A 12,670-nucleotide genomic window follows, 5' to 3' on the forward strand; every position below is an offset into this window, starting at 1 on the left:
AAATAGCAATTGGCTGTTGACTCTTAGTCATTAGCCTTTGAATTTTCATTTAAAAAAATTAATAATTTTCTTGACTTTATGCCCAGTGCAAAAAGTCATAAATCAAAATAAAATTAAAAATGGCAAAAGATATTAAGTTTGATATAGATGCAAGAGACGGCCTTAAAAGAGGTGTTGATGCATTGGCAAATGCTGTAAAAGTAACATTAGGCCCAAAGGGTAGAAACGTTATTATCAGTAAATCATTTGGTGCACCACAAGTAACTAAAGATGGTGTTACCGTAGCAAAAGAAATAGAATTAGCTGATCCATTAGAAAACATGGGTGCTCAAATGGTAAAGGAAGTTGCTTCTAAAACCAATGATTTAGCTGGTGACGGTACTACTACCGCTACAGTTTTAGCTCAAGCTATCGTTAAAGAAGGTTTAAAGAACGTTGCTGCGGGCGCAAACCCAATGGATTTAAAAAGAGGTATCGACAAGGCTGTTGAAGCTATCGTTGCTGATTTAGCTAAACAAGCTAAAAAAGTTGGCGATTCTTCTGAAAAAATTAAGCAAGTTGCTTCAATTTCCGCTAACAACGACGAAACTATTGGTGAATTAATCGCTCAAGCTTTCGGTAAAGTTGGTAAAGAAGGTGTTATTACTGTTGAAGAAGCTAAAGGAACAGATACGTATGTTGATGTTGTTGAAGGTATGCAGTTTGATAGAGGTTACCTTTCTCCTTATTTCGTAACCGATTCTGAAAAGATGGTTTCTGAATTAGAGAGCCCTTACATTTTATTGTTCGATAAGAAAATTTCTTCAATGAAAGATTTACTTCCTGTATTAGAGCCAGTTGCTCAATCAGGTAAGCCTTTGTTGATTATCGCTGAAGATGTTGATGGTGAAGCATTAGCTACTTTAGTTGTAAACAAATTAAGAGGTTCTTTAAAAATTGCCGCTGTTAAGGCTCCAGGTTTTGGTGACCGTAGAAAAGCAATGCTAGAAGATATCGCAATCTTAACTGGTGGTACTGTTATTTCTGAAGAAAGAGGTTTCTCTTTAGACAACACTACACTAGATATGTTAGGTACTTGTGAAAAAGTACAGATCGACAAAGACAATACAACTATCGTTAACGGTGGTGGTGTTGCAAAAGATATTAAAACTAGAGTTAACCAGATTAAATCTCAAATAGAGACAACTACATCTGACTACGATAAAGAAAAGCTTCAAGAGCGTTTAGCTAAATTGGCTGGTGGTGTTGCAGTACTTTACGTAGGTGCAGCTTCTGAAGTTGAAATGAAAGAGAAAAAAGACCGTGTTGATGATGCATTACACGCTACAAGAGCTGCCGTTGAAGAAGGGATCGTAGCTGGTGGTGGTGTTGCATTGGTAAGAGCTAAATCTGTTCTTAGCAAGGTTTCTACTGAAAATGAAGATGAAGCTACAGGTTTGCAAATTGTTGCCCGTGCTATTGAAGCTCCTTTAAGAACTATCGTTTCTAACGCTGGTGGTGAAGGTTCTGTAGTTATCGCTAAAATACTTGAAGGTAAAGGTGATTTTGGATACGATGCTAAATCTGAGCAGTATGTTGAAATGATGAAAGCTGGTATTATTGATCCTAAGAAAGTAACTAGGGTAGCATTAGAGAACGCTGCTTCTGTTGCCGGTATGATCTTAACCACTGAATGTGCTTTAACTGACATTAAAGAAGATGCTCCTGCTATGCCTCCAATGGGAGGTGGCGGTATGCCAGGAATGATGTAGTGGCGAGCCGCCACTGGCAATTATTTGCTTGTTCGCGGGCACACATTATTTTTAAAGCTGCACTTGAAATTTTCAAGTGCAGCTTTTTTTTGTACTACTACCAACAAAAAAACCACCTTCTTTATTTACAGAAGGTGGTTTTATCGTCCAAACGGTATTGCCTTCTAAAGGCAATAACTTAACTACTTCTTTTTAGGAGCAGCTTTTGGAGCAGCCTTTTTTCCAGCTTTTGCCGGAGAAGGTTTTGCAGCTGGTTTCCCTGCTGATTTTGCTTGTGCCATTGGTATAGAATTTAAAATAAATCTATAGCTAATGTATTTCAGATTTTGATTCGTGATTATCACGTTGGCAAAAAATTAACTAAAATTTGTTCACCGATTTTCAACTCGAAATAACACTCAAATAAAAGCACTTATTACTACTTATTCTCATGATGTTTACCATCATCAGAATTATCTTCTCTATACAAACAACATGGGTGAACGCTATTATAAGCTTCATCTGTTGCCTTCAATTCTTTAGTGTCATGACCTACTGCAACTATTGCTGTTTTAATCTTCATGGCATCGGTTTTACGCTCATCCATAATTATAGCTAATTGATGCGTTGGTATATCCCAATTTGCATATTTTACACCTTTTACATTAAGTGCAGCTTCTTCTATACGCTCTTTACACATGGCACATCTACCATTAACGTCAAAAGTCATTTTCTTATTCTTGTCTTGCGCATAGGTTACTACAGCTATTAGCATCATTGCTATTGATAAAATCGTTGCTTTCATATTTTTTATATTAATCGTTAATTATTGAATTTTAAATCTGAATCCGCCATAGAACATTCTCCCCATAATTGGCGCATATACTATGGTTGTATCAAAATTGGGACCAAAAGGGTCATTTGCACCTAAAACCGGATTATTTTGTTGCTCTCCCGTTAAATTCTCACCACCAATATATAACTCTATGGTATTAGAAAACACCTTGGTTATTTGTGCATTCATTAAATTATAGGGTGATGAATATTTGCCTAATTGATACGCCGGCTCATTAACACTAGTATCTGGCAATCTCATTTTACCTAAAGCATGCAAGGTATAATCGAACTTCCATTTTGCACCATTTTCTTTTGCTTCGGTTTCATACCCTAAATTAGCAAAAAAACGGTTTTGAGCCAATAAGGGTTTTTGTAAATTTCCAGTGTTATAATCTGTTGACACATCATAAAACTTATATGATGTTCTAAAATTTAAACGGGTTAATAGCTCGTAATTAACCTCAACTTGAAAACTCTTAGCGCTACTGTCCCCATCTAAATTATAAAAAGAAACCTCTTGTGGATTTTCCCAATCCACCACTACCTGATTTTCAAAATCGGTGATGTAATAATCCAGCGAAATATCTCCTTTCTTACTTAAAAAATTGAATCCCTGCAAAAAGCTTACTCCGTAATTCCATGCATCTTCAGGATCCAAGCCATACACCTTACCACCTGTATCATTTATATTAATTTGCCTAGCAGATGCAAACAACTGCTGATTCTCTGCAAATATATTTGCCGCTCTTTTACCTCTACCAAATGAGCCTCTTAGACTACCTTTTTCCCAAGGAGTATAGCGAATATGAAATCTTGGCGTCACAAAAGTACCTAACCTATTATGGTTATCTACCCGTAAACCAGCCGTAAGACTTACTTTTTCTAGATTCTCATAGCTATATTCAAAAAATGCCCCTACAGATGTGTCATCTCTAGAATAATCTGTTGCCGTAACCATTTCATCATAACCATCATAAGCAAAGGTAATTCCGGTTTTAAACTTATTTCTGGTATCGCCGATTATAGAATTGAAAAGCAAATTACTATACAAACTTTCATGATTAATATCATAGGTTCTAAATCCGAAATAGGAATCTTGTTTATGCAAACTGTATGATGTTTGAAAACCTATACTCTGAAAGGGCAATTCAGGAAAAACATAACCCAGTTTCAATGAAGTATCGAACCTACGCGTATTAATTTCACTTCCCCACACTTCGGCTCCGCTAAGTGACCCATTGGCTCCGTCTACTCTATCTGTATCAGGATTAAAATCTACTTGCCCAACTTGTTTTTCATCATTTAAAAAACGAACATTAAAAAAACTGACCCATCCCTTTTCTGCATCTTGGTACTGCCAACGGTTCATTACATTAATTTGATCCGCCAAAGGAGCATCTAAAAATCCGTCTTCATTATTATCTTCTTTTTGTGTCCGCTTGTTTCCATGAATATACAACCCTGTACTCCACTTGTCAGTTAACTTTCTATTGAAGTGGGTGTTCAACTCATAACGCCCGTTTTGGTTTGCGTAACCGTTCACAAATACAGCATTATCAGTCAATGGTTTTACCAACTCGGTATTAATCTGACCCGATATACTTTCATAGCCATTTACAACACTACCTGCACCTTTAGTTATTTGAATACTCTCTATCCAAGTACCTGGTGTAAACGTTAATCCGTATGCTTGTGATGCCCCACGAACCATAGGAATATTCTCTTGGGTTATCAATAAATACGGACTAGTTAAACCCAACATCTGTATTTGTTTGGTACCCGTTAACCCATCAGACAAATTCACATCAATAGACGGATTCGTTTCAAAACTCTCAGCCAAATTACAACAAGCAGCCTTCAATAATTCAGCGCTATTGACTGTAATGACATTTTGCGGACTGAAATAGGTTTTTTGAATAGCATCTCGCTCTTGCTGCACCACAACCTCATCTAATTCATTAGATGGTTTTAAACTTACACGAATTGTCTTAGGTTCATTTATAGTTAATGTATCAGTTTCAAAACCGACATAACTAATTATTAATTTATTGAATTCTTTGTCAAACGGAATTGAAAATTTACCGTCAAAATCTGTCACTACTCCCGTTTGGGAATCTTGCCAATAGACATTTGCACCCGAAAGTGTCAACGCATTAGACCCTTCAGAATCCAAAACCACCCCTTCTACCTTTTCTTGAGAAAAAGCAAACCACGGCAACATGGTTATTATTGTTAGTATTATATATTTATTCATTTAATTTTTTATTCAATTTGATTAATCAATTTTTGCTGCTCGTAATCGTAATGCATTAGCAATTACCGAAACAGAACTAAAACTCATTGCTAAAGCGGCAATCATAGGTGAAAGTAACAATCCAAAAAATGGATATAAAACTCCCGCTGCAATAGGAATACCAACGGTATTATAAATCAGTGCAAAAAATAAGTTTTGCTTGATATTTTTCATCACCGCCTTACTTAGGTTGTGTGCTTTTACAATACCATGTAAGTCACCTTTAACTAACGTAATAGTAGCACTTTCAATGGCTACATCCGTACCAGTTCCCATCGCAATACCCACATCACTTTTTGCTAATGCAGGCGCGTCATTTATACCATCGCCAGCAACAGCTACTTTTTTACCCTCAGACTGTAAACGCTCCACTTCTGCCAGCTTGTCTTGAGGAAGCATTCCCGCTTTAAAATCCGCCAAGTTCAACTGATCCGCTACAGCCTTTGCCGTATCATAATTATCACCTGTTAACATGATTACCGAAATACCAGAATTCTGAAGTGCTTCAATTGCCTTTTTACTAGTCTCTTTAATCTGATCACCAATAGCCACAAAACCTACAGCATTGCCATCGATTGCCACATAAGAAACCGTTTTACCTTGCTTTTGATGCGCAGCTATTACGACCTGTAAATTTTCAGGAACATCCACTTTAGCCTCTCCCATCATCTTATCATTTCCTAAAACAACAGCTTCTCCATTAATTTTACCAGAAACACCCATACCTGTGACAGAATTGAAATCATCAACTTTCAATATATCTACATTTTTAGATTTTCCGTAATTAACGATGGCATCTGCCAATGGGTGCTCACTTAACTGGTTTAGAGAAACAATATACTGCAGCACCTTTTTAGAATCAATTTCTGCAATACTTCCTACCTTTTCTACCGATGGCTTCCCTTCAGTTATAGTTCCTGTTTTATCTACAATTAACGTATCAATTTTATCCATACGCTCCAGCGCTTCTGCATTTTTTATCAACACACCAGATTGCGCTCCTTTGCCCACACCTACCATAACAGACATGGGTGTCGCCAAACCTAAGGCACAGGGACAAGCAATAATCAATACCGCAATAGCATTCACCAACGCATATACATAAGCTGGTTCTGGACCAAAAATGACCCAGACTATAAAGGTTACAATAGAAATAAAGACAACAGCCGGTACAAAATAACTAGATATTTTATCTGCAAGTTTCTGAATAGGCGCCTGGCTACGACTAGCCTTATTCACCATATCAATGATTTGAGACAACAATGTATCCGCCCCTACTTTCTCTGCGGTCATTATAAAAGAACCCTTACCATTTATAGTACCTGAACTTATTATATCGCCAACTACTTTTTGAACCGGAACAGGCTCACCCGTAATCATAGATTCATCGACCGTGCTTTCACCTTCATAAATACTACCATCTACAGGTATTTTATCGCCTGGTTTTACACGAAGCAAATCTCCTCTTGAAATCTGATCTATGGAAATGCTCACTTCTTTACCGTCTACAATTTTAATAGCTTTATTAGGCGCTAATTTCAACAGTTCTTTTACCGCAGAATTCGTTTTACTATGTGCACGGGCTTCTAATAACTGACCAAATAGCACTAAAGTCAAAATTACCGTAGCAGCTTCGAAATAAACATGAACAGTACCTTGATCAGTTTTAAATTGCGGCGGAAAAAAATTAGGCACCAAAATAGCAAATACACTAAACAACCACGCCACACCTGCACCAATACCAATTAATGTAAACATGTTTAAATTCCATGTTTTAACAGAACGATAGGCACGTTCAAAAAACATCCACGTTGCATAAAATACCACAGGAATTGACAATGCGAATTGTACCCAATTCCAATATTTTAAACTCAAAATATTCTGAAGCGGATTATTAGGTATCATATCTGACATTGCAATAAGAAAGATTGGCAACGTAAACCCAACTGCTATTTTAAACTTATTAAGCAGTTTCTTATAACTTTTTTCTTCGGCTGAAATATCTGCTTGCTTCGGAACTAGATCCATACCACAAATTGGGCAATCGCCAGGCTCATCGCTAATTACCTCAGGATGCATTGGACACGTATACTCTTGACCTTTATTCGTTGTAGCACTCACCTCTTCCACCAAATCCATACCACAAACCGGGCAGTCGCCAGGTGCTGTATATGTTTTTTCTCCTTCGCAATGCATGGGGCAATAAAAAGTACCATTGCCATTCTCAACCGTTTTTGATTTTGTAGACTCATGTACATGAGCACCAAGTTCATGGATAGAATAATGCCCACCGTCAGCTTCCATAGCCATCTGCAAAGTTTTTAAGGAAATCTCCTTATCCATTTCCAAAATCGCTTCTGCCTTTTCTAAATTAACCGTAGCGTTCGTTACTCCACTAATTTTTGCCAAGGTCTGCTCGACATGGCCTCTGCAGCCATTGCAGGTCATACCAACTATTGTATATGTATGTTTCATAATGAGATTATGATTTCTTTCAGTTATTACAAACTGCTTCTACTATTTAAACTAATCGTATTCCTTAAACTTTTAAAAAACCTACCCAAAAAGCGAAAACATCTGAGTATTTGGCAGATTTGCTTTAGAGTACAGTAAAAGAAAAAGGTAAATAGTTAAAAGTAGTACTTGATTACACTGTATTTGCGAACTAACGCTTATCATCAATTCAAATCAAATCAAGAAAACTTGGTGTAGAATATTCAAATCTTCAGCCAATATAGGCGGCGGATAGGAATCAAAATCAATATTCTCGCTTGTAGTTTCTTCAAACAAGCCTATATATGAACTTGTAAAAGAGATTAAGAATATCTGTTGTGAAAAATCAAAATTAGAAATATCATGTGTCAAATCATCTTGACCTTGCATAGTAAAAGCCTCATTATCACAACAATGCTTTTTTACTGTAGGTACATCTTCCAACAAAGACAGACCAGCTTCCATGCCACAATCATCTGCATGATTAAACAATGCTATGTCCATAACACGACCCATACACAAATGCTTTTCTACTGTCCAAGAAATTGTAGACAGCAACAACAGCATTGCCATGAATATAGAAAATAGTTTATGTAGCAATTGTTTCACATTACAAAACTACGAAATATTGAATATTTAAAATCTTAAACCACAATTCTTTAACGAAATTTTGCTATAAGAAATGCCTTACAACTGCTAAACCCATAAAAAATAGCACATACAGTATACGATTTGCAATAATTTTAAGTTAAAAGGGTTAACACATTAACAAAATATTAATCATTTACAGTTTTAACACTAACTATTTAAATTAAAAATCATGAGAAAACATTTAAAATACACATTTCTAATATGCACAATTGCCCTTTTTGTAGGTAGTTGTAGTTCTGACGACGGGTCAGTTTTTGACACTCCTATACCTGACAACACAGGCGGAGAAGATGATGGTGAAACAGATGAACCAGAAGTAGCAACGATAGTTTTTAACGAAGCTGTTCCTTCTTCAAATATTACAACGGCATCTGCAAGTGGAGAAGCAGGTACAAACGTTACGGGTAGAGTTATTTTTACATCAGATGCTACTACACAACGTAGAATGTATATTACTCAGAATTATTTAGGACAAGGAGAAATGCCTTTTAGTTCTTTTGATTTGGTGAGTGATGATTTAACTAAAGCTTTAAAAGCTGATGGTTCTATTGACTTAGACGGTGCTACAAAAAAAGAAATCGATTTTTCTTTCCCTCTACCAGTGCCAAATATTGACAACGGAGAAATTGTATACTCTTTTTGGACAACTACCGGTAAAGGTGACTTTAGAGATAGTGAAAAAAGATTGGCATTAGGTGTAGGTCAAATTACGGTAACAGTTGGTACAGGTACAAACCCAGCTGCTGCAGTTAGAGAATTTACAGATATAAAACTATTTGCTCCAGCGCAAGACGGATCAACAGAATCTTTCTTTTCTCTATTGAACGAAACCGTTTATAGAATTGATGTTGGACCTGAATTTAGAGCTTTCTGGGATTTTGGCTACTACTACGGTGCTTCTGGTGATTCTGCCGGCGACAATGCTTCTTTTGCTTCAACGGAACAATATGATGCTTCTTTTGGATTTGATGTAGAAGGACTTGAGCCAGGTGCTGACGAAGAGAATGCAGCAACGGAAACATTGAATCAAATGTTCTTCTCAACTTCTACGACTATAGATGCTACTGCATTTGACGCAATCTCTCTAAACAGTGAATTAAATTTTATTGCAAGTTCAAGTTCTCAAAACATAACTAACTTAAGTGTAGGTGATGTTGTAGAGTTTGTAGATAACTACGGCAAAAAAGGTTTAATTAAAGTTACCGCTATTGAAGCAGGTTTTAACAATAACGATTTCATTGAATTCGATGTTAAGATTCAACCATAAGTTTTACAAATAAAATTTAGTTTCAAAAGAGGATGTTTTCAAAAACATCCTCTTTTTTTGTTTTTGAGCACACAGACACATTACAACAATATGTATTTTTGCAAAAAAAAGTTATGTTCGATGCACTTCGCCCTCAAGTAAGTTCTATTATAGACTCAAATAAAACACCAGATGCTAAAATGCAAGACATCTGCGAGCTTTTAAAAGCTAGTGTACCGCATTATGACTGGGTAGGGTTCTATTTTAAGAATGGTGATAAGCGTGAACTAAAATTAGGTTCTTATGCTGGTGCGCCAACGGATCATACCATTATTCCATTTGGAAAAGGAATTTGCGGTCAAGTAGCCGAAAGCAATGAGAATTTTGTTGTACCAGATGTACAGGCTCAAGACAACTACATCGCATGTAGCATTACCGTTAAAGCAGAGATAGTGGTACCGTTATTCGTTAATGGCGAAAACATTGGTCAAATAGACATTGATTCTAACACTCCCGACCCTTTCACAAAGGCTGATGAGACATTTTTAGAATTTATAAATTTTGAAGTAGCCAAAATTCTTTAAAACTTTAGGCTTTTTGTTGATAAACTAGCTCATTTTATAGCTGCAAAAAAAGTACTTTTGCTTGCTTATTAAAAACATTTAAGCATCATACAATGAGCAGTGTAAAAAAAGCGTCTTCAGCCTTAATTTCAGTTTTTCATAAAGACGGATTAGAGCCAATAGTTAGAAAATTTCAAGAATTAGGAATCACTATTTACTCCACCGGAGGAACTGAAAAATTCATCACCGATCTTGGTATCGATGTTGTTCCTGTAGAAGACGTTACTAGTTACCCATCTATTCTTGGAGGCAGAGTTAAGACCTTACACCCAAAGGTATTTGGTGGTATTTTGAACAGACAGGATAATGAAAGTGATGTTGCTCAACTAGCAGAATTCGAAATTCCACAAATAGATATCGTTATAGTTGATTTGTATCCGTTTGAAAAAACAGTTGCCAGTGGTGCTTCTGAACAAGATATTATCGAAAAAATTGATATAGGCGGAATTTCTCTTATTCGTGCCGCAGCTAAAAACTTTAAAGATGTCACCTGTGTTTCTTCAATGGAAGATTATGCAGAATTTCTTGACGTTGTTTCTGCTGACAACGGTAACATTAGTTTAGAAGACAGAAAGCGTTTTGCTGCTAAATCTTTTAATGTTTCTTCTAATTACGATACTGCTATATTTAACTATTTCAATAAAAACCATGATATCGCTGCTTTAAAAGTTAGCGAAACTCAAGGCAAGGTGTTACGTTATGGTGAGAACCCACACCAAAAAGGATTTTTCTTCGGCGATTTCGATGCTATGTTCTCCAAATTGCACGGTAAAGAATTATCATATAACAACCTTTTAGATGTTGATGCTGCAGTTAATTTGATGTTGGAATTTAAAAATGACGCTCCTACTTTCGCAATACTCAAGCACAACAATGCCTGCGGACTTTCACAAAGAGATACTTTACACCAAGCTTATGTTGACGCTTTAGCAGGTGACCCTGTTTCTGCTTTTGGAGGCGTTCTTATCAGTAATAAAGAAATTGATAAAGTTACGGCAGAAGAAATTCATAAATTATTCTGCGAAGTTGTTATAGCACCAAGTTATAATGCAGAGGCTCTTGAGATATTAAAAGGAAAGAAAAACAGAATTATTCTTATACAGAATGAAGTTGAAATGCCAGAGATGCAAGTAAGAACTTGCTTAAATGGTATGCTTCTTCAAGAAAAGGATCATAAAACAGATACAATTGCAGATTTAACAAATGCTACTAATACGAAGCCAACAGATCAAGAATTAGAAGATTTAATTTTTGCGTCTAAACTTTGTAAGCACACGAAATCAAACACTATTGTTATTGCGAAGAACAAACAATTATGCGCAAGCGGTACTGGACAGACTAGTAGAGTTGATGCTTTAAACCAAGCAATACACAAAGCACAGACCTTTAATTTTGACCTAAAAGGATCCGTTATGGCGAGTGATGCTTTCTTCCCTTTCCCTGATTGTGTGGAGATTGCAGACAAAGCCGGGATCACTAGTGTTATTCAACCAGGCGGATCTATTAAAGACCAATTGAGTATAGATTATTGCAACGAGCACAAAATTTCAATGGTGATGACAGGTACACGTCATTTCAAACATTAATTTCATTACTTTTGTCGATGAAATACACCCTTTTATCTAAAATTTAAACATCACATATGGGATTTTTTGATTTCTTGACCGAGGAAATAGCTATAGATTTAGGTACAGCGAACACCCTTATTATACATAATGACAAGGTAGTTGTCGATAGCCCATCCATCGTTGCCAGAGATAGAATTAGCGGAAAAATCATTGCAGTTGGTAAAGAAGCTAATATGATGCAAGGTAAAACCCATGAGAATATAAAAACCATTAGACCATTGAAAGATGGTGTAATTGCCGATTTTGATGCATCTGAAAAGATGTTAATGATGTTCATTAAGAACATTCCGGCATTAAAGAAAAAATGGTTTCCACCAGCATTGCGTTTGGTGATTTGTATACCTTCTGGTATTACCGAAGTTGAAATGCGTGCGGTAAAAGAATCTGCCGAACGTGTAAACGGTAAAGAAGTGTATCTAATTCACGAACCAATGGCTGCGGCAATAGGTATCGGTTTAGATATTATGCAACCAAAAGGTAACATGATTGTAGATATAGGTGGTGGTACTACTGAAATTGCAGTTATTGCTTTAGGTGGTATTGTTTGTGATAAATCGGTGAAAATTGCAGGTGATGTATTTACGAATGACATCATTTATTACATGCGTACGCAACACAACTTATATGTTGGTGAGAGTACAGCAGAAGCAATTAAAATTGAAATAGGTTCTGCAACTGAAGATTTACAATCTCCACCTGATGAAAAATCTGTACAGGGTCGTGATTTGTTGACAGGTAAACCAAAGCAAGTTCAAATATCTTACAGAGAAATAGCAAAAGCTTTAGATAAATCTATTCTACGTGTTGAAGATGCGGTTATGGAAACATTATCTCAAACTCCGCCAGAATTAGCTGCAGATATTTACAACACAGGTATTTATCTTGCAGGCGGTGGCTCTATGCTACGTGGATTGGATAGAAGGTTGTCTCAAAAAACCGACCTGCCAGTTTATATTGCAGAAGATCCATTACGTGCCGTAGTACGTGGAACGGGTATCGCATTAAAGAATTTAGAACGCTACAAGAGTATATTAATTAAGTAAGAAGTTCATTTTACGAACCGCTTCTTAAGTGATGGCAGAAAACCTTGAAGAAATTTCAAGAGCAATTTATTAATGAGTATTGATAGAACTTCGAGGCTTGCCTCGAAGTAGCTTGCCTAACGGCAG

General features: G+C 36.4%; 9 protein-coding genes. 5 read left to right on the forward strand and 4 right to left on the reverse strand.

Features of this window, described 5'->3' with window-relative positions:
* Window positions 1–119: 119 nt before the first annotated feature.
* A complete protein-coding gene (gene groL, locus BUC31_RS01145; protein WP_073240537.1) occupies window positions 120–1,751 on the forward strand; it encodes a chaperonin GroEL in 1,632 nt (543 codons plus the stop codon).
* 418 nt (window positions 1,752–2,169) lie between these two features.
* Here the strand turns inward: groL and BUC31_RS01150 are convergent, their stop codons facing one another.
* From BUC31_RS01150 to BUC31_RS01165, 4 genes are all read right to left on the reverse strand, one after another.
* Window positions 2,170–2,535, reverse strand: a complete 366-nt coding sequence (locus BUC31_RS01150; RefSeq protein ID WP_073240538.1) for a heavy-metal-associated domain-containing protein — start codon at window positions 2,533–2,535, stop codon at window positions 2,170–2,172.
* A 21-nt stretch (window positions 2,536–2,556) separates the two neighbouring features.
* The gene (locus BUC31_RS01155; protein WP_073240539.1) at window positions 2,557–4,821 is read right to left on the reverse strand and encodes a TonB-dependent receptor; all 2,265 of its coding nucleotides are present in this window, start codon (window positions 4,819–4,821) and stop codon (window positions 2,557–2,559) included.
* A 21-nt stretch (window positions 4,822–4,842) separates the two neighbouring features.
* Window positions 4,843–7,335: a heavy metal translocating P-type ATPase gene (locus BUC31_RS01160; protein ID WP_073240540.1), complete on the reverse strand. Its 2,493-nt coding sequence runs from the start codon at window positions 7,333–7,335 to the stop codon at window positions 4,843–4,845.
* A 213-nt stretch (window positions 7,336–7,548) separates the two neighbouring features.
* Window positions 7,549–7,953, reverse strand: a complete 405-nt coding sequence (locus BUC31_RS01165; RefSeq protein WP_244533989.1) for an HYC_CC_PP family protein — start codon at window positions 7,951–7,953, stop codon at window positions 7,549–7,551.
* A gap of 220 nt (window positions 7,954–8,173) precedes the next feature.
* Here BUC31_RS01165 and BUC31_RS01170 point away from each other — a divergent pair, with 220 nt between their 5' ends.
* The 4 genes from BUC31_RS01170 to BUC31_RS01185 all read left to right on the forward strand — a co-directional run bounded on the left by BUC31_RS01170 (window position 8,174) and on the right by BUC31_RS01185 (window position 12,544).
* Window positions 8,174–9,271 carry a hypothetical protein gene (locus BUC31_RS01170; RefSeq protein WP_073240542.1) on the forward strand — a complete coding sequence of 366 codons (1,098 nt, stop codon included), beginning with the start codon at window positions 8,174–8,176 and terminating at the stop codon, window positions 9,269–9,271.
* A gap of 113 nt (window positions 9,272–9,384) precedes the next feature.
* Window positions 9,385–9,834, forward strand: coding sequence for a GAF domain-containing protein (locus BUC31_RS01175; protein ID WP_073243685.1), 450 nt, complete (start codon window positions 9,385–9,387; stop codon window positions 9,832–9,834).
* Window positions 9,835–9,926: 92 nt separating this feature from the next.
* A complete protein-coding gene (gene purH / locus BUC31_RS01180; RefSeq protein WP_073240543.1) occupies window positions 9,927–11,459 on the forward strand; it encodes a bifunctional phosphoribosylaminoimidazolecarboxamide formyltransferase/IMP cyclohydrolase in 1,533 nt (510 codons plus the stop codon).
* A gap of 56 nt (window positions 11,460–11,515) precedes the next feature.
* Window positions 11,516–12,544, forward strand: coding sequence for a rod shape-determining protein (locus BUC31_RS01185; RefSeq protein WP_027066022.1), 1,029 nt, complete (start codon window positions 11,516–11,518; stop codon window positions 12,542–12,544).
* The last annotated feature ends 126 nt before the right edge of the window (window positions 12,545–12,670 follow it).

The sequence above is a fragment of the Maribacter aquivivus genome (assembly GCF_900142175.1).
In the GTDB taxonomy this organism is placed as follows: Bacteria; Bacteroidota; Bacteroidia; order Flavobacteriales; family Flavobacteriaceae; genus Maribacter; species Maribacter aquivivus.

Excerpts from the sequence above, each read along its gene's own strand:
- groL (WP_073240537.1), top strand. The coding sequence starts at position 120 with ATGGCAAAAGATATTAAGTTTGATATAGATGCAAGAGACGGCCTTAAA.
- BUC31_RS01150 (WP_073240538.1), bottom strand. The coding sequence starts at position 2,535 with ATGAAAGCAACGATTTTATCAATAGCAATGATGCTAATAGCTGTAGTA.
- BUC31_RS01155 (WP_073240539.1), bottom strand. The coding sequence starts at position 4,821 with ATGAATAAATATATAATACTAACAATAATAACCATGTTGCCGTGGTTT.
- BUC31_RS01160 (WP_073240540.1), bottom strand. The coding sequence starts at position 7,335 with ATGAAACATACATATACAATAGTTGGTATGACCTGCAATGGCTGCAGA.
- BUC31_RS01170 (WP_073240542.1), top strand. The coding sequence starts at position 8,174 with ATGAGAAAACATTTAAAATACACATTTCTAATATGCACAATTGCCCTT.
- BUC31_RS01175 (WP_073243685.1), top strand. The coding sequence starts at position 9,385 with ATGTTCGATGCACTTCGCCCTCAAGTAAGTTCTATTATAGACTCAAAT.
- purH (WP_073240543.1), top strand. The coding sequence starts at position 9,927 with ATGAGCAGTGTAAAAAAAGCGTCTTCAGCCTTAATTTCAGTTTTTCAT.
- BUC31_RS01185 (WP_027066022.1), top strand. The coding sequence starts at position 11,516 with ATGGGATTTTTTGATTTCTTGACCGAGGAAATAGCTATAGATTTAGGT.